At 73.2% G+C, this 19,664-nt stretch carries 19 protein-coding genes; 14 read left to right on the plus strand and 5 right to left on the minus strand.

The features are described from left to right. Positions 1–16: 16 nt before the first annotated feature. Positions 17–1,327 (minus strand): ABC transporter substrate-binding protein, encoded by a 1,311-nt coding sequence (locus tag ACLQ27_RS26060; RefSeq protein ID WP_357498609.1) that lies wholly within the window; start codon positions 1,325–1,327, stop codon positions 17–19. 277 nt (positions 1,328–1,604) lie between these two features. Then, positions 1,605–2,150, minus strand: coding sequence for a plasmid pRiA4b ORF-3 family protein (locus tag ACLQ27_RS26065; protein ID WP_234581569.1), 546 nt, complete (start codon positions 2,148–2,150; stop codon positions 1,605–1,607). A 150-nt stretch (positions 2,151–2,300) separates the two neighbouring features. Between ACLQ27_RS26065 and ACLQ27_RS26070 the strand changes: the two genes are divergently transcribed. The 10 genes from ACLQ27_RS26070 to ACLQ27_RS26115 all read left to right on the plus strand — a co-directional run bounded on the left by ACLQ27_RS26070 (position 2,301) and on the right by ACLQ27_RS26115 (position 13,999). Then, entirely contained in the window at positions 2,301–3,047 is a 747-nt protein-coding gene (locus ACLQ27_RS26070; RefSeq protein WP_425869128.1) for a pyrimidine reductase family protein, read from the plus strand. A 148-nt stretch (positions 3,048–3,195) separates the two neighbouring features. Further along, complete coding sequence (locus tag ACLQ27_RS26075) at positions 3,196–4,956, plus strand: ATP-binding protein (protein ID WP_234581567.1); 1,761 nt, start codon at positions 3,196–3,198, stop codon at positions 4,954–4,956. Positions 4,957–4,973: 17 nt separating this feature from the next. Continuing rightward, a complete protein-coding gene (locus ACLQ27_RS26080; RefSeq protein WP_234581566.1) occupies positions 4,974–6,122 on the plus strand; it encodes an exonuclease SbcCD subunit D in 1,149 nt (382 codons plus the stop codon). Next, positions 6,122–8,596: an AAA family ATPase gene (locus tag ACLQ27_RS26085; protein WP_425869130.1), complete on the plus strand. Its 2,475-nt coding sequence runs from the start codon at positions 6,122–6,124 to the stop codon at positions 8,594–8,596. Before ACLQ27_RS26080 ends, ACLQ27_RS26085 begins: the two co-directional genes overlap by 1 nt. 55 nt (positions 8,597–8,651) lie before the next feature. After that, positions 8,652–9,611 carry a hypothetical protein gene (locus ACLQ27_RS26090; RefSeq protein ID WP_357498602.1) on the plus strand — a complete coding sequence of 320 codons (960 nt, stop codon included), beginning with the start codon at positions 8,652–8,654 and terminating at the stop codon, positions 9,609–9,611. 16 nt (positions 9,612–9,627) lie between these two features. Continuing rightward, complete coding sequence (locus ACLQ27_RS26095) at positions 9,628–10,485, plus strand: spermidine synthase (protein ID WP_425869132.1); 858 nt, start codon at positions 9,628–9,630, stop codon at positions 10,483–10,485. Between the two features lie 136 nt (positions 10,486–10,621). Further along, the gene (locus ACLQ27_RS26100; protein WP_007457036.1) at positions 10,622–11,314 is read left to right on the plus strand and encodes a sigma-70 family RNA polymerase sigma factor; all 693 of its coding nucleotides are present in this window, start codon (positions 10,622–10,624) and stop codon (positions 11,312–11,314) included. Continuing rightward, positions 11,311–12,093, plus strand: coding sequence for an anti-sigma factor family protein (locus ACLQ27_RS26105; protein ID WP_234589010.1), 783 nt, complete (start codon positions 11,311–11,313; stop codon positions 12,091–12,093). The genes ACLQ27_RS26100 and ACLQ27_RS26105 overlap by 4 nt, the downstream gene beginning before the upstream one ends. 205 nt (positions 12,094–12,298) lie before the next feature. Further along, a complete protein-coding gene (locus tag ACLQ27_RS26110) occupies positions 12,299–12,952 on the plus strand; it encodes a COG4315 family predicted lipoprotein (protein WP_234589009.1) in 654 nt (217 codons plus the stop codon). Positions 12,953–13,078: 126 nt separating this feature from the next. After that, on the plus strand, positions 13,079–13,999 hold the full coding sequence (locus tag ACLQ27_RS26115) for a DNA-3-methyladenine glycosylase family protein (RefSeq protein ID WP_425869135.1): 921 nt from the start codon (positions 13,079–13,081) through the stop codon (positions 13,997–13,999). A gap of 10 nt (positions 14,000–14,009) precedes the next feature. Here ACLQ27_RS26115 and ACLQ27_RS26120 read toward each other — a convergent pair whose 3' ends face one another. Next, the gene (locus ACLQ27_RS26120) at positions 14,010–14,513 is read right to left on the minus strand and encodes a DUF1990 family protein (protein ID WP_357575542.1); all 504 of its coding nucleotides are present in this window, start codon (positions 14,511–14,513) and stop codon (positions 14,010–14,012) included. A gap of 95 nt (positions 14,514–14,608) precedes the next feature. Between ACLQ27_RS26120 and ACLQ27_RS26125 the strand changes: the two genes are divergently transcribed. Continuing rightward, a complete protein-coding gene (locus ACLQ27_RS26125) occupies positions 14,609–15,103 on the plus strand; it encodes a GNAT family N-acetyltransferase (protein WP_425869137.1) in 495 nt (164 codons plus the stop codon). On the opposite strand, the gene ACLQ27_RS26130 is transcribed toward ACLQ27_RS26125, so the two are convergent. Next, positions 15,078–15,500, minus strand: coding sequence for an SRPBCC family protein (locus tag ACLQ27_RS26130; RefSeq protein WP_357498591.1), 423 nt, complete (start codon positions 15,498–15,500; stop codon positions 15,078–15,080). The two genes, ACLQ27_RS26125 and ACLQ27_RS26130, sit on opposite strands and share 26 nt — an antisense overlap. 133 nt (positions 15,501–15,633) lie before the next feature. After that, positions 15,634–15,846 (minus strand): hypothetical protein, encoded by a 213-nt coding sequence (locus tag ACLQ27_RS26135; RefSeq protein WP_039905709.1) that lies wholly within the window; start codon positions 15,844–15,846, stop codon positions 15,634–15,636. A 135-nt stretch (positions 15,847–15,981) separates the two neighbouring features. Here ACLQ27_RS26135 and ACLQ27_RS26140 point away from each other — a divergent pair, with 135 nt between their 5' ends. The 3 genes from ACLQ27_RS26140 to ACLQ27_RS26150 are packed head-to-tail and all read left to right on the plus strand — an operon-like array spanning position 15,982 to position 19,201. Next, on the plus strand, positions 15,982–17,097 hold the full coding sequence (locus tag ACLQ27_RS26140; protein ID WP_425869140.1) for an ATP-dependent DNA ligase: 1,116 nt from the start codon (positions 15,982–15,984) through the stop codon (positions 17,095–17,097). 58 nt (positions 17,098–17,155) lie between these two features. Beyond that, positions 17,156–18,727, plus strand: coding sequence for an alpha/beta hydrolase (locus ACLQ27_RS26145; protein ID WP_425869142.1), 1,572 nt, complete (start codon positions 17,156–17,158; stop codon positions 18,725–18,727). 21 nt (positions 18,728–18,748) lie between these two features. After that, positions 18,749–19,201: a GNAT family N-acetyltransferase gene (locus tag ACLQ27_RS26150; RefSeq protein ID WP_234588999.1), complete on the plus strand. Its 453-nt coding sequence runs from the start codon at positions 18,749–18,751 to the stop codon at positions 19,199–19,201. Positions 19,202–19,664 lie beyond the last annotated feature (463 nt).

Raw genomic sequence — 19,664 nt, forward strand, 5'->3', positions numbered from 1 at the left:
GAGCGCGTCACAGCCGTTACTTGCCTGCGGCCTGGCCGTTCTTCACCGCGTCCTGCCAAGCGGCGTCGGCGGCCTTGCCCTGCTCGATGCTGCGCAGCGCGTTCTCGACCGCGTCCCGGACCGCCTGGTTCTTCGGGCCGAGGTAGACCGGCTTCAGCTCCTTCGCGCCGGCGGCGAAGATCTTGCCGATCGGCGCTCCGCTGAAGTACTCGTTGGTCGCGGCCAGCACGGCCGGGTCCTCAAGAGCCTGCGGCGACGAGGGCAGGTTGCCGACCTTCTTGAACGCCTCGGTCTGGCCCTTGGCGTTGGTGAGGAACTTGGCCAGCTCGGCGGCTTCCTTCTGGTGCTTGCTGGACTTCGGCACGGCCAGCCAGGAACCGCCCCAGTTGCCGCCGTTGCCCGGCGCCTTGGCGACGTCCCACTTGCCGGCCGCCGCGTCACCGGCCTGACCCTTGATGACACCCGTCATCCACGCCGGGCAGCCGATGGTGGCGAAGCTGCCGTTCTTGAAGCCGGCGTTCCACTCGTTGGAGAAGCTGCGCAGGTTGTTCGACAGACCCGCGCCGATCATCTTGGTGGTCGTCTGGAACGCGGTCTGCACGGCCGGGTTCTCGCCGATGACGAGCTTGTTGCTCTTGTCGAAGTAGGTGTAGCCGGTGCCCGCGCCCGCCGTCTGCATCAGCACGATGTTGTAGAAGTTGGTGGCCGAGTCGACGAACTTGTGCTTCTTGTCGGCGGCGGCGAACTTCTGCCCCTGGGCGATGAAGTCGTCCCAGGTCGGCCAGAGGGCGCCAACCTGCTCGCGGTCGGTCGGCAGGCCGGCGGCCTTGAAGAGGTCGCTGCGGTAGCAGACGGCCATGCCACCAACGTCGGTGCCGAGACCGAGCACCTTGCCGTCGGGGGTGACGCCACCCTCCCACTTCCAGGGCAGGAAGTTGGCCTTGAGGTCGTTGGCGCCGTGGTCGGCCAGGTTCACGAACTTGTCGGCCTGCGCGAAGAACTGCACGATCGTGCCCTCTTCGAGCGCGACGACGTCGCCGGCGCCGGCGCCCGCGGTGATCTGCTGCGTCAGCCGGGTGTTGTAGTCACCGAGGCCGAGGCCCTTGCCGCGCTCCTGGATGGTGACGTTCGGGTGCTCGGTCTGGTACTGCTTGTAAAGATCTTCGTATCCGAAGCCCTGGTCGCCGAAGACGTCGACGACCAGAGTGACCTTGCCGCCGCCCGAATCGGACGACGAGTCGTCGCCGCCGCAGGCGGTCGCCGAGGCGAGTACGGCGACGGACGCGAGCGCGATCGCCGCAAAGCGGCGACGTGAGGTGACGCTCATCCTGACCCCTCTCAAGTGGTGAGGCTTGGTGTGTCGTGCGTGGTGGGGGGTGCTGCAACGCCCCTGCCGTCGCCGGACCGGTGGTCCCCGGTGGTCCTGAACGATGTGGGGAGAACTGTGAAGGAGACTTCCGCCACTCCCCCGGGAGCGCTCCCATGAGATTGCCGGGGCGCTACCAGGGTGTCAATAGACCATTGGGAGCGTTCCCAGATCGTTACCGCCCTGTTTCGGGCCGGCACCGCAGGTGACAAACGCCGGCCCGTACGCCCGGTCGGGATCAGCAGAAGCGACGCAGCAGTGTGGTCGCGACCGTGGGATCGAAGAACGTCGGATCGAAGCCCGCACCGACCCAGTCCCGCAGCACCGGCGCCTCCGGATGGGTCGGATCAGCCAGGGCCGCGAGCAGCGCCTGGTAACCCGGCGGCCCGCCGATGCCCTCCGGAGGGCAGGCCCGCTCGCCGTCCAGGCAGACCGGGTACCGCTCGTCCTGGTCGGCGGTCAACGCGTCCTCGACGACGAGGTCGTGCTCCCACCAGTCACCGAAGTCGTACGTGTAGGAGAACCTGCTGCCCTTGCCGAGGACGGCGTCCAGCCGGACGTCCAGCTCGTCGTGCAGCGCCAGGCCCCCGTCCGGGTCGGGCTCGCCGTACGCCACCGCGTCGATCTCGAACGAGTGCAGGTGGCAGTCCCGCCAGCCCATCGCGTGCTGGGCGACCCGGTGCAGTCGGTCCAGCGTGTAGCCGGCCGGGACGAGCACCCGGCGCCACACCGACGGACGTACGCCGGCGAGGGACATCTTCAACTGGAAGATCTGACGCGGCATGCTGTCCTGTCCTCCGGCGGCTTAGGCTGCGAGCATGATCTGCCGAGCGTGCCGGGCCCGGCGGCACGACGACTGCCCGGGCCGGAACTGGTGCGACTGCCAGCACCGTACCGCCGAACCGACCCCTCCGGTCACCGGTCCGGCCGGCGAATGACGGTCGGAATTCCGATCCGGCGGCTCTGGCCCGAGCCGTCCACCCAGCCGCTCGACGACGCCGGGCTGACCGCGCTCTACCAGCGCGCGGACCAGCCCCGACTGCGGGTGAACTTCGTCGCCAGCCTGGACGGCGCGGTGAGTGTGGACGGCTACTCCGCCGGCCTGTCCGGCGAGCCGGACAAGCGGGTCTTCGGCGTACTGCGGATGCTCTGCGACGCCCTGGTGGTGGCCGCCGGCACCCTGCGCCACGAGGGTTACCGGGCGGTCCGCCTCGACGAGCGCCGCCGCGCCTGGCGCCGGGACAACGGGCTGGCGGAGTATCCGACGCTGGTGGTCGTCTCCGGCTCCCTCGACCTGGACCCGGCGCAGGCGGCCTTCGCCGACGCCCCGGTCCGGCCGATCGTGCTCACCCGCGCCGCCGCCGCCCCGCCGCCCGGCCTGACCGACGTCGCCGACCTGCTGCGCTGCGGGACCGAGCGGGTCGACCTCGCCGCCGGCCTGGCCGAACTGCACCGGCGCGGGCTCACCCAGCTGCTCTGCGAGGGCGGCCCGCACCTGCTCGGCGCGCTCACCGCAGCGGACCTGGTGGACGAGCTGTGCCTCACCGTCGCGCCACTGCTCGCCGGCGCCGGCGCGGGCCGGATCAGCGCTGGCGACGCCAGCCCGCCCCGGCACCTGCCGCTGCGGCACGTGCTCGCCGCCGACGACGGCGTCCTCATGCTCCGCCACGCCCGCCAGTGACGAACCGTCGCCCGGTCACACACCCAGCGTCGCGAGTGTGACCGGGCATCGTGTCCTCCGCCGCGTCGCGTGGCGACCTGTCGTACTCCTCGGGCAGGATGCACGTCATGCGCGCCGACCGTGATGCCCGACCGAGCCGAGTCGCCCGATGACCGACGCCGACCACGACGGCCTGGACGGCCCGGGCCAGCCGGTCGGCCGGGTCCTCGGCACCGCCGACGCGACCCCGTTGCAGTTCTGGACGGCCGTGGCGCCCGGCAGTTACCTCCAGCTCGACGACGTGGTGGTTACCCGCCGCGAACTGCCCGACCGTGAGCCGGTGACGATCGCCGGGGTGGTCACCCAGGTCCGGGCCCGGCACGAGGGCGCCCAGTTCGACTCGGACGTGTTCGCCATCGCCGACGGCACGCTTCCCGCCCAGGTGCAGGAGGCGGCCGAGGTCACCACCACGCGGGTCGACCCGGAGTTCTACGTGCCGCCGACCCCGGGGGCGGTGGTGCACCGGGCCGAGGGCGACGCACGCGCACGCGCGCTGCACTTCGACCGGATGGAACGGCGCATCCCGATGGGCATGGGTCGCGACGGGGTCCCGGTCTACCTGAACGCCGACTTCCTCGACGGCAGCCGGGGGGCGCACGTCTCCATCTCCGGCATCTCCGGTGTGGCCACCAAGACGAGCTTCGCCACCTTTTTGCTCTACTCGGTGTTCCGATCCGGCGTCCTGGGCGGCGACGCGGTGAACGCCAAGGCGCTGATCTTCAACGTCAAGGGCGAGGACCTGCTGTTCCTCGACCACCCCAACACGCGCCTCGACGAGCCGACCCGAGCGGCGTACGCGAAGCTGGGCCTGAGCGCCGGCGCCTTCCCCGACGTGCGGGTGTACGCCCCGCCGCGCCCCGGCGACTCGTCCGGCACTCCCGACGTGAGCAGCCGCCTCACCGGCGTGGACGCCTTCTACTGGACGCTGAGCGAGTTCTGTGCCGACCGCCTGCTGCCGTACGTCTTCGCCGACGCCGACGACGAGCGCCAGCAGTACACGATGGTCGTGCACTCGGTCACCGCACACCTGGCCCGCTACGCCCAACCCGCCGACGGTGGGGTGAGCATCGACGGGGTCCGGCTCGGCTCCTACGGCGATCTCGTCGACCACATCGTCGATGCGCTCAACGACGACGAGACCCGCTCCGACTGGGCGGGCAGCGCGGTCGGCCTGGGCACCGTCAACGCGTTCGCCCGCCGGCTGATCGGCAGCAAGAAGGACCTCGCCCGGCTGATCCGCGGCGACCTGGCGACCCGTCGCCCGCACTCGATCAACACCAGCGAGTCGGCCCAGGTGACGGTGGTCGACCTGCACAACCTTCCGGACCGGGCCCAGCGGTTCGTCGTCGGCGTGACGCTCAAGAGCGAGTTCGAGCGCAAGGAGAAGTCCGGCACCGCCAAGCCGTTGCTGTTCGTCGTCCTCGACGAGCTCAACAAGTACGCCCCCCGGGAGGGCTCCTCCCCCATCAAGGAGGTGCTGCTCGACATCGCCGAGCGGGGGCGGTCGCTCGGGGTCATCCTGATCGGCGCGCAGCAGACGGCGAGCGAGGTGGAGCGGCGGATCGTCACCAACTCGGCGATCCGGGTGGTCGGCCGGCTCGACCCGGCCGAGGCGTCCCGCCCGGAGTACGGGTTCCTGCCGCCCGCGCAGCGGCAGCGGGCGCTGCTCGCCAAGCCGGGCACCATGTTCGTCAATCAGCCGGACATCCCGGTGCCGCTCTGCCTGGAGTTCCCGTTCCCGGCGTGGGCGACCCGGGTCTCCGAGGCGGGCCGCGCCCCCTCGGAGACGCTGCGCTCGATCACCCAGTCCGCCGACCCGTTCGCCGTGGTGGGCTCCGGCGGCGGCACCGACGACGACATCCCGTTCTAGGCAGGGCCGGTGCAACTGTGAAGATCCTGCACACCTCCGACTGGCACGTGGGCAAGGTGCTCAAGGGGCAGTCCCGGGCCGAGGAGCACAAGGCAGTCCTGGCCGGGGTGATCGACATCGCCCGTGCCGAACAGCCGGATCTGGTGATCGTCGCCGGTGACCTCTACGACACGGCCGCGCCGACCTCGGAGGCGACCCGGCTGGTCACCCGGGCGCTGACCGCGCTGCGGCGGACCGGCGCGGACGTGGTCGCGATCGGCGGCAACCACGACAACGGCCCGGCGCTGGACGCGCTGCGGCCATGGGCCGAGGCCGCCGGCATCACGCTGCGCGGTGGCGTGCGCGAGAACCCGGCCGAGCACGTGATCGACGGCACCACTGCCGGCGGGGAACGGTGGCAGCTGGCCGCGCTGCCGTTCCTGTCCCAGCGGTACGCCATCCGCGCGCTGGAGATGTACGAGCTGACCGCTGCGGAGGCCAACCAGACGTACGCCGACCACCTGGGCCGGGTGCTGGGCCGCCTCACCGAGGGCTTCGCCGAGCCGGACCGGGTGCACCTGGTCACCGCGCACCTGACGGTGACCGGCGCGGCGGCCGGCGGCGGTGAACGGGACGCGCACACGGTGCTCGGCTATGCGGTGCCGGCCACCGTCTTCCCCGCGACCGCGCACTACGTGGCGCTGGGCCACCTGCACCGGGCTCAGCGCGTCGAAGGCCCGTGCCCGGTCCGGTACAGCGGCAGCCCGCTCGCCGTCGACTTCGGCGAGCAGGAGAACGTGCCGTCGGTGACGATCGTCGAGGTGACCGCCAGCACGGCCGCGCGGGTGCGGGAGGTGCCGGTGACCGCGGCGAGCGCGCTGCGGACGGTCCGCGGCACGCTGGCCCAGCTCGCCGAGATCGAGGCGCCCGACGCCTGGCTGCGGGTGTTCGTGCGGGAGCAGCCCCGCGCGGGCCTGCGCGAGGAGGTCCAGGAGCTGCTTCCCCGGGCGCTGGAGATCCGGATCGACCCGGAGCTGCTGGCGGCGCCGGGCAGCGGCACGCGGATCGCGCAGCGGTCGGGGCGTTCCCCCCGTGAGTTGTTCGGCGACTACCTGGACAGCCGGGGCCACGACGACGAGGGCGTACGAGAACTCTTCGACGAGCTCTTCGAGGAGGTCGAGCACTGATGCGTCCGATGCGGTTGGACATGGCCGGGTTCACGGTCTTCCGGGACGAGACCACTGTCGACTTCACCGACGCGGACTTCTTCGCGCTGATCGGCCCGACCGGCTCGGGCAAGTCCACGGTGCTGGACGCCATCTGCTTCGCCCTCTACGGCACGGTGCCCCGCTGGGGTGGCGCCCGAGGGCTGGCCAACGCCCTCGCGCCGTCGGCGACCGAGGCCCGGGTGCGGCTGGTCTTCGAGTCCGGCGGTGCCCGGTACGTGGCGACCCGGGTGGTGCGCCGGGACGGCCGGGGCAATGTGAAGACAGCGAACGCCGGGCTGCAGGTGATGCCGGCCGGCTTCGACGTGACCAAACTCGACACCGGGTTGAGCCCGGACGACCTCGGCGAGGTGATCGCCGGGACGCCCGCCGAGATGGAACAGGCGGTGCTGGAGGCGGTCGGGCTGCCGTACGAGCAGTTCACCAGCTGCGTGGTGCTGCCGCAGGGCCAGTTCGCCGACTTCCTGCACGCCAAGCCGGCGACCCGACAGCAGATCCTGGTCAACCTGCTCGGCCTCGGCGTCTACGAGGACGTGCAGAAGCGGGCCACGGCGCGCGCCACGCAGGCGGAAGCCCGGCTGGACGCGGTCGACCAGGTGCTCGCCGGCCTGACGGGGGTGGACGACGAGGCGTTGGCCGAGGCCGACGCCCGGGTGAGCCGGATGGCCGAGCTGGCCGACGCGGTGACCGGGGCCATGCCGGAGCTGGCGGCGGCCCGGGCACGCGCGCGGGAGGCGGCGGCCGCCCTGACCGCGCTCGACGACGAGCTGGGCGTGCTGTCCGGGGTGCGCGCCCCGCGCGGGGTGGCCGAGGTGGCCCGCGCGGTGACCGCGGCCCGGGCCGAGGCCGACGCCGCCGCCACTGCGGTGTCGCTGGCCGAGGAGCGGGAGGAGAAGCTGCGCGGTGAGCTGGCCGGCGCGGGTGACGAGAGCGCGCTGCGGCTGCAACTGCGGGCGTACGACGACCGGGATCGGCTGACCGGCGAGGCCGACACGGTCCGCGCGGCCGTGCGCGCGGCGGACGAGGAGCACGCCACGGCGGTCGCGGCGCTGGCCGCCGCCCGCGCGGACGCCGAGCGGGCCGAAACCGAGCTGGAGGCGGCCTTCCGGGCGCACGAGGAGGCGAAGGCCAGCGACCTGGCGGTCAGCCTGCGCGTGCACCTGCATCCCGGTGCGCCCTGCCCGGTGTGCGAGCACCCGGTGGCCGAGGTGCCGGCGGTGCCGCCGGACTCGGCGGTGGCCGCCGCGACGGCCGCCGGCAAGGCGGCACGGGCCGCCACCAAGGCGGCGCAGACGGTGGTGCAGCAGCGCGACGCCGCGGCGCGTGACCTGGAGCGGCTGCTGGTGCAGGCCCGCGCCCGGCAGGAGCAGGTGGACGCCCGGCTGGCCGAGCTGGGCGGGCAGCTCGCGGGCGCGGCGGAGCCGGCGGTGCTGCGCCGCGAGTTGGCCGAGCACGCCCGGCTGCGACGCGCCCTGGACGAGGCGGCGACCGCCGTACGGGCCGGCCGGGACAGCGCCCGCCAGTCGCGCGCGGGTGTGGACGCGGCCGAGGAGCGTCTGCGGTCGGCGTGGCGGGGCTTCGACACGGCCCGTGACGCTCTGGCGCGGTTCGGTCCGCCGGCAGCCGACCGGGACGACGTGGCGGCCTCGTGGGCGGCGCTCACCGACTGGGCGGCGGCCGAGGCCGAGCGCCGCCGCGCGGACCGGGCCGGCCGGGCCACAGTCGTCGCCGACGCCGAGGCGGCGGCCGACGCGGTGCAGCGGCGGATCGCCGACCTCTTCGCCGCCGCCGACGTGCCCGTCGGCGAGGACCCGGTGCACGCCGCGACGGTGGCCGTCGAGCGGGCCGAGGCCGACCGTCGCCGGCTCGCCGAGCGCCGCGAGCAGGCCGGCACGTTGCGTGAGCAGCGGGCCGGACACGAGCGCGAGGCGCAGGTGGCGCGGGCCCTCGCGGGGCACCTGCGGGCCAACAACTTCGAGCGGTGGCTGCTGGCCGAGGCGTTGGACCTGCTTGTCGACGGCGCGTCGGGGATCCTGCGCGAGCTGTCCTCGGGCCAGTACGAGCTGGTCCACGACAAGGGCGAGTTCTTCGTGGTCGATCACCACGACGCGGGGCTGCGCCGGGGTGTGCGCACCCTTTCCGGCGGCGAGACGTTCCAGGCGTCGCTGGCGCTGGCGCTGGCGCTCTCCGAACAGCTGGCCGGCATGTCGACGACCGCGGCGAGTCTGGAGTCGATAGTCCTGGACGAGGGCTTCGGCACGCTGGACGCGGCCACCCTGGACACGGTGGCCGCGACCCTGGAAAACCTGGCCGCCCGGGGTGACCGGATGGTCGGCGTGGTCACGCACGTCGCGGCGCTGGCCGAGCGGATCCCGGTCCGCTTCGAGGTGCGCAAGGATGCCCGCTCGGCGCGCGTCGAACGGACGGGCCGGTGAGCGCGAGGAGTGCAGCGCAGCGGAGCCCCGCAGTCGCGAACGAAAGGCTGACCCCGTGAGCGACGCCGCGTTCTTCGTCGACTCGTGGGATCCGGCGTACGGTGCGTCGTTCGAGGCGTCCGCGTCCGGGCCGGCGACGCCGAGCAGCGCGCAGGTCGACGCCGACGTGGAGCTGCCGGCCGTCGACTGGCGGGCGATCGGGGTACGCGCGGACGTGCGGGCCCCGGACGTGGTGCTGCTTGTCGACGGGGTCCGCCGGATCGACGCGAGCATCTGGACGGCCGAGGCGGACGGCGGTTCCTTCCCGGGGCTGGCGGCGTCGTACGCGGCCGGGGTGGTCCGCTGTGACCTCGGTCGGGGTGCGGCCCAGTTGGCCGGCACGCAGGTGGGCCGGGGCCTGTTCACGGCGAGCCCGTCGGCGCAGGACGTGGTGGCGGGCGCGATCCGCTACCCGGTGCACCGGGTGGGCGGCACCGGCGAGTTGGCGAAGCTGCCGGCGGCGGTGCAGGGTCCGTTGACCGCGCTGGAGGTGGCGGTGTCCGACGCCGCCCGGGTCGACGGTGACCTGTTGGTGGTGGACGGCCCGTTGCGTAGTCGCCGCCAGTTGCCGCGCACGCTCGGCTACATCAAGACCCAGCACAGCCAGTACCTGGACGCCCGGCTGACGGCGGTGGTGACGTCTCTGGCGTCCGGTCAGCGGTCACCGGTGTTCCGGCTCGGCACGGCGTGGGGCGGGTGGTCGTGGTATTTGCGGCTGCCGGTGGCCGTGGGTGCGCCGTGGGCCGGGATCGTCCGGGTGGAGTGCTCCGCCGACCTGCCCGTCGAGGCGGCGATCGACCTGGCCGACCTGTCGTTGGTCACGCTGCCCCGGTTCGCGTCGACTCCGTACAAGGATCCGCGGGCGCCGCAGAACCTCATTCCGATCGCCGGTCTGGAGCGCCGCCTGCGGGCGTTGCTCGGTGATTCCCGTCTGCTGCACCGCGCGTTGACCACCGCGGCGCGCGTCGGCCGCTGAGCGGGGGCCGGTCGCGGTGGGACGCAAACGGGCGGATGACCGGGTGGTCGAGCAGGTGGACACCGGGCTGGCCGAGCTGGTGCCGTCGCCGGACCGGGCCGGTTCGTGGACGCTGCTGTTGGACGGGGCACCGCAGTCGCACGTGGACCTGACCGATCCCACGCATCTGGAGTTCGAGTACGTCCGGCGGCTGGCCGCCGCACTGGACCTGGTGGCGCCGCCCGGCGAGCCCCTGCGGGTGCTGCACCTGGGCGGTGGGGCGCTGACCCTGCCCCGCTACGTGTCGGCCACCCGGCCCGGGTCCACCCAGCGGGTGTCCGAGGTGGACGGCGCTCTGGTGGAGCTGGTGCGCCGCGCCTTGCCCTGGCCGGCGGACACCCGGCTGCGGGTCCGCGTGCAGGACGCGCGGGCGGTGCTGGCCTCGACACGGGACGCCAGCTACGACGTGGTGGTCGCCGACGTCTTCGCCGGTGCCCGCACGCCGGCGCATCTCACGTCGGTGGAGTACGCCGCCGAGGTGGCGCGGGTGCTCCGCCCGGCCGGCTGGTTGCTGGCGAATCTGGCCGACGGCCCGCCGCTGCGGTACGCCCGTTCCCAGGTCGCCACGGTGCGCTCGGTGCTGCCGCAGGCGTGCCTGGTCGGTGACGCGGCGGTGCTGCGCGGTCGCCGGTACGGCAATCTGGTGCTGGTCGCCGGGCGGACGACTCCCCCGGTGCCCGCGTTGACCCGGCGGGCGGCCGGGGACTGGTTCCCCGGGCGGGTGGTGGCCGGCGACGAGTTGGACCGTTTCGTCGGTGGCGCGGCGGTGGTGCGCGACGCGGACGCCACCGGCTCGGATCCGCCTCCGCCGGGGTTGTTCTCCGTCCGCCGCTGACCGGCCGCTCCGAGTCCGCCGACCGCTCCGTCGAACTTTTTTCGCGGTTTGTTGATCCGCTCGGGGCGGCGCTGCGTACCACCGGGCGGCCCGCCTTGTGGGGGCGGCGTTGGTAACGGACATCCCGGAGGTCTGCATGCATGCGGTGGCGGCCGGTTGGCACGGCGACGCGGTTCGCGCAGACTGGTTGTCCGCGCGGTCGTCGTCGCGGCCGACCTCGTCTGCCCGGGGGGTCGACGCCCGAGCCACGTCTCGCCAAAATGGTCCGGTGACGCCCCGACCGGCGCCCGGGCGCCACCAGGCGACGACAACCGAGGCGAACCACTCCGACCAGTTGATCCGGCTGCTCTACGCCGAGCACGCCGGCCCGTTGCTGATGTTCGTCATGCGGCTCACCGGGGGGGACCGGCAGCGCGCGGAGGACATCGTGCAGGAGACGCTGCTGCGGGCCTGGCGTAACGCGCACCGTCTCGGCGCGCAGGGGCAGGGTTCGCTGCGGCCGTGGCTGGTCACGGTGGCCCGGCGGATCGCCATCGACGAGCACCGCAGCCAGGAGGCCCGGCCGCCGGAGACGTACGACCGGGACCTGACCGCGTTCGCCGAGGCGGACAGCACCGACCGGGTGCTGCGCACGATGACGGTGGCGGACGCGCTGCGTACGCTGAGTCAGTCGCATCGGGAGATCCTGATCGCGACGTACTTCCGGGGGCGGACGGTGCCGGAGGCCGCCGAGGAGTTGGGGCTTCCGCTGGGCACCGCCAAGTCGCGGGTCTACTACGCGCTGCGCGCGCTGCGCACGGCTCTGCAGGAGCGGGGGGTGACAGAATGAGCCGGCCAGACCACATGGACGTCGCCGCGTACGCGCTCGGCGTGCTCGACGAGCAGGACACCGAGCGGTTCGAGGAGCATCTCGCCGCGTGCTGGGCGTGCGCGGCCGAGCTGGAGACGATGGTGCCGGTGGTGGGGCTGCTCTCCGGCATCGACGGCGAGACGATGATGGCGCTGGAGCAGACCGCCACCGATCCGGCGCTGCTGGACCGGACGTTGGTAGCGGTCCGGGCCGACCGTCGGCGTACCCGGTTTCGTCAGCTGCTCGCGACCGCCGCCGCGGTGGTGGTCTTCGGCGGGTTGACGGGTTACGGGTTCGTGAGTGTGGCCGGGGACGAGGCGCCGGGGATTCTCGCGGATCCGACGACGAGCGCCGCCGCCAACGACCCGCCGACGAGCGCGCCGACCGCGCCGCCGAGCGGCCCGGGTGTCGGCGGCACGGAGGAGGAGGGCGACCAGGTCGACGCCACGGACCCGACGACGGGCGTGCAGACGACGATGTTCCTGGTCGAGCGGGAGTACGGCACCCGCATCAACTTCAGCCTGCGGAAACTGCCCGGCCCGCGTGTCTGCCGCTTGATGGTGGTGCGCAAGAACGGCACCACTGAGGTGATTTCGACGTGGTCGGTGCCCGCTGGCGGCTACGGGACGAACAATCGCCCGCAGGGTCTTGAGCTGAGCGCTTCGACGTCCGCGTTGGCGAGCGACATCAAGCAGCTGCAGGTGCAGTCGGTCGACGGCAACGGTGTGGCCAGTCCGCTGGTCACGGTGCCCATGTAAGTCGCGTGCCATCCTCGACGCCGGTCATTGTCTCAATGGCCGGCGTCGATCTGTTGTGGCACTGCGGGCTCCGTGTGGAGGGCCATACGGATGGCCGCGCACATCGGTTCAATCCATTCGCGTGAAATTGACCACTGTTACTCCTTCAACCTTGACAGCCTGCCCGCCGTACCTATGGGTGAACTGCCAAGAATGAGGAGGGCACGTGGCACAGATGAAGCGGACCGTCATCGTCGCGAGCGCGATGGTCGCACTAACGGCCTGCGCTCCCGCGGGTTACGACGGGGCGAACTCGAGCGCGGCCGAGCCGGTCGCCGTCGCCGCGGCCGAGCCCACCGCGTCGGCTGAACCCGAGGCGTCGGCATCCGCGGAGGCGCCGGTCGCCGACGCGCCGCCGCCCGCGGACGTCGAGCTGACCGAGCAGTTGATCGGCAAGAAGATCGCCCGGATGGGCAACGTCGTGACCGACCAGGACGGCTGGGTCCTGTACCGCTTCGACAAGGACACCGCCGACCCGCCCGCGTCGAACTGCGTCGACAAGTGCGCGCAGGTGTGGCCGCCGGCGTTGACCGACGGCAACCCGCAGCTCACCGGCCTCTCCGACGACAAGGTCGGCAGCGTCACCCGGCAGGACGGCACCCGACAGCTCACCATCGGCGGCTGGCCGGTGTACCGCTACATCGGCGACAAGAAGCCCGGCCAGTGGAAGGGCCAGGCCGTCGGCGGCACCTGGTTCGTGGTCGACCAGAACGGCAAGAAGAACCTGACCTGCCTGCCCACCTCGACGCCGAAGGCCGTCGCGCCGCCGGCGGCGGACAGCGGGTCGAGCGACGCCGGCGGTTCGGGTTACTCGTACTGATCCCGGTACGCCAGGGCACGGTGGCCGGTCGCAGCCGGGGAGGGCCGCGGCCGGCCATCGCCGTGCCCGGAGCGCGTCGGCGACGGCGGCGACCGGCCCCGCACCGTGACCTGGCAGAGTGGGAGGGTGACCGAGACCGAGCCCGCCGCGACGAGGGTGCTGCACCCGCCCGTCGGCTACCGGCTGGCCGCGTCGGTCCGCGGCCTGACCTTCAGCCCGTACGACCCGTGCGCGCGCGTCGCCGCCGGCACGTTCTGGTGGGCCACCCGCACCCCGGACGGGCCGGCGACCCTCGCTCTGCGGCCGGCGGGCGGTGAACTGCTCGCCGAGGGTTACGGGCCGGGCGCCGAGCACGTGGTGGAGCGCGCCGACAGGATCGCCGGGCTGCACGACGACCTGAGCGGCTTCGCCGAGTTGGCGGCGACGCACCCGCTCGTCGCCCGGCTGGCCCGGGAGCACCGAGGGCTGCGCATGCCCACCACCGGGCAGGTGTTCCCCCGGCTGCTGCGCGCGGTCTTCGAGCAGAAGGTCACCGGCAAGGAGGCGTACCGGGCGTACGCGGCGACCGTGCGGCACTTCCGGGAGCCGGCCCCCGGCCCGCTGCAACCGCTGCTGCTGCCGCCCGAGGCCGCCGCGGTGGCCGCCACCCCGTACTGGGTGTTCCACCCGTTCGGCGTGGAGCAGCGCCGGGCCGACACGCTGCGTCGCGCCGCCGCGCTCGCCGATCGGCTGGAGCGCTGCGTGGACTCCACCGAGGCCACCCGCCGGCTGACCGCCATCGCGGGCATCGGCCCGTGGACCGCCGCCGAGGTGGTCCGGATCGCCTACGGTGACCCGGACGCGGTAAGCGTCGGCGACTACCACATCCCGAACACGGTGGCCTGGGCGCTCGCCGGCGAACCGAGGGGTGACGACGCTCGGATGCTGGCCCTGCTGGAGCCGTTCCGGGGGCATCGCGGTCGGGTGTGTCTGCTGCTGGAGGCCGCCGGCATCCAGGCGCCGAAGTACGGCCCGCGCGCCCCGATCCGCTCGTTCGCCCGCTTCTGACGCCGGCCGGTCACCGTCCCGCGCAGAGCCGGCGCAGAGTGCGACCGAGCCACCAGGCGTACGCGTGCTGCACCGCCTGGACGGCCGGACCGGCGGCGCGGGTGAACCAGCGGTCCGGGAGGCTGAACGCGCGTACCTCGAACCAGACCGCGCCGCTGTCGTCGTGGCCGACCACGAACGCCTCCTCGCCCCGCTCCGGGTGACCGGGGAGGGTGCCGTAGCCGAAGCCGGCGAGCGTGGGCGACTCGTCGCTCCAGACCACCCGGCAGGGCCCCCACACGCGGGCCGACCCGACCCCGAGACCGGCAGTGACCAGCACACCCTCGGTGGCCCGTGCCGCGTCGGTGCGCATCCGGACCCCGGCGGCGCGGTGCAGCCGCCAGCTCAGCACCGCCTCGGCCGCGGTCTCGAAACAGCCGGTCGGCAAGGGCGTCCGGTGGCGCAGGTGGTGGTATCCGCCGGGCAGCGCGCCCTGCCGGGTCCGTCCCACCTCCGGGTACGTCAGCTCGGCCACCGCTCCCCCTCGTCGTCGCCGGACACGGGCCAGGGTACGGCGGGCGCGAACGGGTCGCCGGTGGACGAGGCGGGCGGCTGTGATGTGCTGCACGGATGAGCGTCGAGCCCCGCATCGTCCCGGCCGGTGTCGCGGACGCCGGCGAGATCCTCACCGTGCAGCGCGCCGCGTACCTGACCGAGGCGCAGCACTACGCCGACCCGTTCCTGCCACCGTTGACCGAGACGTTGGACGAGGTCCGGGAGGTGTTGACCGGCCCGACGACGGTCCTCGCCGCCCGGCTGGGGCACCGGCTGGTCGGCTCGGTGCGGGCCCGCCTGGACGGGGACACCGCGCACATCGGGCGTCTGTCGGTCGCACCCGACCAGCAGGGCCAGGGCATCGGCGTTGCGCTGCTCGCCGCGATCGAGGCGGCCTGCCCGGCCGAGGTGGCAGTGTTCACGCTGTTCACCGGCGCGGACAGCACCCGCAATCTGCGGCTCTACCAGCGGCTCGGCTACCGGGTCGTGGCGCACCGCCCGGACCCGAACGGCGTCCGGTTGGCGGTGCTGGAGAAGCCTGTCGTCAGCTCCGCTCAGCTCGGGCCCTGAGTCCGTCGGCCTCCAGCCGGAGGTAGCGCCGCAGCAGACCGCCGTAGAGCAGGCCGATCAGCCCGGCGAGCGGCCCGGCCTGGTCGATGGCCACCTCGACCCGGGTACGCCCGCCGGGCAGCGGCAGCACCCGGTGCTCGCCGCGGGTGCGCACGCCCGGGGTGTCGGAGACCCAGGTGAATTCCCGCCCCTCGGTCAGCTCGGTGACCCGCCACACCGCCGGCCGCAGTTTCGGCTGGGTCAGGCGGGCTGTCGCGCCGACCGCGAGGGGCCCCGACTCACCCCGCTCGGCCCGGCTCACCGAGGCCGTCCACTCTGGCCACCGCGCCACGTCGACAAGCAGCGCCCACACCCGCCCGGCGTCCGCGCCGATCTCCGTGTCCGCTTCGAACCGCATCGCGTCCCCTTCCCGGCGGCGCCGGCCGGCGCCGCCACGTCCTGTCGACGACGCTGCCCGTCGGATCGTGACGGCGGCATCCACCGGCCGGTCCGATCGTCGATCGGGCCGCGGGTCCGCCGGCCGCGCGGGATCAGGCGGCCTCGCGCAGGTCCGCCAGACTCAATGGGGTACGCCGACGCAGCAGCTCCTCCAGCTCCGCCACCGACCCGACCTCGCCGAGCACGTTGCGGCCACCGCCGAACCGCTGCGGGTAACGGCGGGTCAGCCGGTAGCGGTAGCGGCCCCGGATCAGCTCCACGCTCACCCGCCACCGCCCGCAGCAGTCACAGACCCACTCGGACACCAGGCGAAACTAGCTCTGACCTGGGGTTATCTGATTCGCCCAGGCAGGACGAGCGGCGCGCGGGCGGACACGCCACCGCCGTGCCCACGGTGATCTGCCTCACGACTGTCGGCCCCGTCTGATTGACTGGTCGCCGTGGACCTGCCGATCAACCCGCCCGTCGAGCCGATGCTGGCCAAGAGCGTTTCGAAGCTGCCCACCACCGCCGGCGTGACCTACGAGCCCAAGTGGGACGGGTTCCGGTGCATCGTGTTCCGTGACGGCGACGAGGTCGAGCTGGCCAGCCGGGGCGGCAAGTCGATGACCCGCTACTTCCCCGAGGTGGTCGAGCAGGCCCGCCGTCAGCTGCCCGAGCGGTGCGCCGTCGACGGCGAGCTGATCGTGATCCGGCGGGACGGGCCGTCCGGCCAGCCCCGGCTCGATTTCGAGCTGCTGGCCCAGCGCATCCACCCGGCGGCGTCGCGGGTGAAGCTGCTCGCCGAGACCACTCCCGCCGACTTCGTCGCCTTCGACCTGTTGGCGATCGGTGACGAGGCGCTGCTCGACCAGCCGTACCCGCGCCGCCGGGAGCGTCTGGTCCAGGCGCTGGCCGGGGTGCGCCCGCCGGTGCACGTCACCCAGGTCACGACCGACCCGGAGACCGCGCGCCGCTGGTTCGACGTCTTCGAGGGCGCCGGGCTGGACGGGCTGATCGTCAAGCCGGCCGACCTGCCGTACGAGCCGGGCAAGCGGTTGATGTTCAAGGTCAAGCACTCCCGTACGGCCGACGCGGTGGTCGCCGGCTTCCGCTGGCACAAGTCCGGCCCGGTGGTGGGTTCGCTGCTGCTCGGCCTCTACGACGACGCGGGAGTCCTGCACCACGTCGGGGTGAGCGCGTCGTTCAGCATGGCCCGCCGCGCCGAGTTGCTCGACGAGCTGGCGCCGTACCGGGACATCGGCGACGAGCACCCGTGGGTGCACGGCGACCACGAGCGTGGCCAGCGCATTCCGGGTGGGGTGAGCAGGTGGACCGGCACCAAGAACCTGGAGTGGGAGCCGCTGCGCCCGGAGCTGGTGGTCGAGGTGGGTTACGACGCGATGGAGGGCGAGAGGTTCCGGCACACCGCCCAGTTCGTCCGCTGGCGGCCGGACCGCGACCCCCGCTCCTGCCGCTACGACCAGCTCGACCGTCCGATCCGCTTCGACGTGGACCAGGTGCTGCGCGGCGATCCGGCCGTCACCCTCGATCGGGCCGCCACCGGCCCGGCGTAGCCTGGCCGTCGACCCGACACCGGAGGATCACGTGAGCCGCACCGCCGTCCAGCCTCGGATGACGACCAGTCGCCGGGTCCGTCGCAGCCTCGTCGCCTTCGCCGTGGCGGCGCTGCTCACCGCCGGCTGCACGCTGCCGGCGTTCGCGCCGCGCACCGACGTGGAGGGTGCGGCGGCGCCGGCCGGCTCGTCGGCGACCTGGCGGCCCTGCCCGGAGGCTGCTGAGGACCTGGTCGGGCGGGGCGCTCCGGACATGCGCTACGAGTGTGCCCGGATCACGGTTCCCCGGGACTGGGGCGCCGGCGGCGGGGCGACCGCCGGGCCGGGCGTCGGCGAGACCTTCGAGATCGCCCTGCTGCGGGCCCGGTCCACCAAACAGCGGGACCGGATCGGCTCGCTGGTGGTGAACCCCGGCGGCCCGGGTGGCTCCGGTGTGGACACTGCCGTCTACCTCTCCTTCGGCCCACAGTTCGGTGGGCTGCCCGCCTCGGTCACCGAACGCTTCGACATCGTCGGCTTCGACCCGCGTGGTGTGTCCCGGTCGAGTCCGGTGAAGTGCATCTCCGACGCCGACCTGGACGCCAGCTTCGGCTACGACCCGGATCCGGCGAGCCAGGCGTCGTTCGACGGCTTCGCGGGGCTGAGCCAGCGCATCGGGCGCGGCTGCGGGGACCGCTACGGCGACCAGTTGCCGCTGTACGGCAGCGAGCAGGCCGCCCGGGACATGGACGCGGTGCGCGCGGCGGTGGGCGACGACAAGCTCACCTACCTGGGCTACTCCTACGGCACGCTGCTCGGCGCCATCTACGCCCAGCTCTACCCGCAGCGGGTGCGCGCGCTGGTGCTCGACGGCGCCGTCGACCCGCAGCAGCGGCTGATCGCCGGGTCGGAGAGCCAGGCCCGCGGGTTCGAACGAGCCTTCGACAACTTCACCCGCTGGTGCGCCGCCAACGCCGCCCGCTGCCCGATCGCCCCGGACGCCCGCGCCGCCGTGACCTCGGCCATCGACAAGGCCAAGGTCTCCCCGGTCCGCGGTGACGACGGGCGGGAGGCCACGGCGGGCTGGGTCTTCTACGCGGTCATCTCCTCGCTCTACACGGAGGCCGGCTGGCAGGAGCTGGCCCGGGCCATCGACCGGCTTGCCGAGGGCGACCCGAAGGACGTGTTCCGCCTCGCCGACTCGTACGCCGGCCGGGAGGGCGACGGGCACTACTCGAACCTGTTCGACGCCAACCTCGCCATCAACTGTGCCGACGAGACCGAGAAGCCGAGCCGGGAGCAGATCCGTCAGTTGCAGTCGCAATGGCGGACGAAGTACCCGCTGTTCGGTCCGGCGCTCGCGGTCGGCATGTTGAGCTGCGTCGAGTGGCCGGGTGGTCGGGACCCGTACCCGACGGGTCGGGCCAACGGCGCACCGCCGATCGTGGTGGTCGGCACGACCGGCGACCCCGCCACGCCGTACGAGCAGACCGGCCGCCTCGCCTCGATGCTGGGTGTCGGCCGGGTGCTCACCTGGGAGGGCGAGGGGCACACCGCGTACCCGCAGACCTCCTGCATCACCAAGGCCGTCGACGCGTACCTGCTCGACCTGACCGTGCCCAAGGAAGGGCTGCGCTGCCCGGCCAAGTGACAGCTGTGCCACGCTGACGGCATGACCGACGTGATCTTCCGCGAGGCGGTACGGGCCGACCTGCCCGCCGTCATCTCCCTGCTCGCCGACGACGTCCTGGGCAAGACCCGCGACTTCACCGAGGTCGATGAGGCGTACGAGCGTGCGTTCGCCGACATCAGCGCCGACCCGCGCAACCAGCTGATCGTCGCCGAGCAGGGCGGCGAGCTGGTCGGCTGCCTCCAGATCACCTACATCCCGGGGCTCGGCCGGCACGGCGCCGAACGGTCTCTGATCGAGGCGGTCCGGGTCCGCTCGGACCGACGCGGCCAGGGCCTCGGCCGGGAGTTGATGACCTGGGCCATCGACCAGGCCCGGCAGCGGGGCTGCGCCCTGGTGCAGCTCACCACGGACAAGTCCCGCGCCGACGCGCACCGCTTCTACCTGGGGCTCGGCTTCGTGGCCAGCCACGAGGGCATGAAGCTCCCGCTCTGACGCGACCGGCGCTGTCGGGATGCCGAGTCGTCAGGACGCCGAGTCGCCAGCCTGTCAACGTCGCCAGCCCGTCAACGTCGCCAGCGAGTCGACGTCGCCAGCGAGTCGACGTCGTCAGCCCGTTGGCCGGCTTCGGCGCGCTGTGGCGTCTCAGGTCCCCAGGGTGCACCTTCGGTCCTGTCGAGCTGCCCCAGATTTGGGGCACGGAACCACGGCGGTGGCGGCGGAAAGGGCCTAGGCCCACACACCGACCGCCCAGCACAGCGCCCACACACCCCCCACGCAGCACGGCGCCCACACACCCCACCCAGCACGGGCCCGTACACCCCGCCCCGACACAAGACGCGCACGCCTTCCGTGCGGCCGCTACACCGGCGACGTCGACCCGGAGGTGGCCGAGACGGCCGGCGCGCTGGTCCCGATGCCCGGCCGCGTCGGCCCAATGGCCCATATCCGGGGCAGC

The organism is Micromonospora sp. DT63 (assembly GCF_049841615.1).
GTDB lineage: Bacteria > Actinomycetota > Actinomycetes > Mycobacteriales > Micromonosporaceae > Micromonospora.

What these genes read in the sequence shown, in the direction of transcription:
- ACLQ27_RS26075 (WP_234581567.1), top strand. Translation starts at nt 3,196, where the DNA reads ATGACCGACGCCGACCACGACGGCCTGGACGGCCCGGGCCAGCCGGTC.
- ACLQ27_RS26100 (WP_007457036.1), top strand. Translation starts at nt 10,622, where the DNA reads ATGCATGCGGTGGCGGCCGGTTGGCACGGCGACGCGGTTCGCGCAGAC.
- ACLQ27_RS26085 (WP_425869130.1), top strand. Translation starts at nt 6,122, where the DNA reads ATGCGTCCGATGCGGTTGGACATGGCCGGGTTCACGGTCTTCCGGGAC.
- ACLQ27_RS26105 (WP_234589010.1), top strand. Translation starts at nt 11,311, where the DNA reads ATGAGCCGGCCAGACCACATGGACGTCGCCGCGTACGCGCTCGGCGTG.
- ACLQ27_RS26145 (WP_425869142.1), top strand. Translation starts at nt 17,156, where the DNA reads ATGACGACCAGTCGCCGGGTCCGTCGCAGCCTCGTCGCCTTCGCCGTG.
- ACLQ27_RS26150 (WP_234588999.1), top strand. Translation starts at nt 18,749, where the DNA reads ATGACCGACGTGATCTTCCGCGAGGCGGTACGGGCCGACCTGCCCGCC.
- ACLQ27_RS26065 (WP_234581569.1), bottom strand. Translation starts at nt 2,150, where the DNA reads ATGCCGCGTCAGATCTTCCAGTTGAAGATGTCCCTCGCCGGCGTACGT.
- ACLQ27_RS26130 (WP_357498591.1), bottom strand. Translation starts at nt 15,500, where the DNA reads ATGCGGTTCGAAGCGGACACGGAGATCGGCGCGGACGCCGGGCGGGTG.
- ACLQ27_RS26125 (WP_425869137.1), top strand. Translation starts at nt 14,609, where the DNA reads ATGAGCGTCGAGCCCCGCATCGTCCCGGCCGGTGTCGCGGACGCCGGC.
- ACLQ27_RS26060 (WP_357498609.1), bottom strand. Translation starts at nt 1,327, where the DNA reads ATGAGCGTCACCTCACGTCGCCGCTTTGCGGCGATCGCGCTCGCGTCC.
- ACLQ27_RS26070 (WP_425869128.1), top strand. Translation starts at nt 2,301, where the DNA reads ATGACGGTCGGAATTCCGATCCGGCGGCTCTGGCCCGAGCCGTCCACC.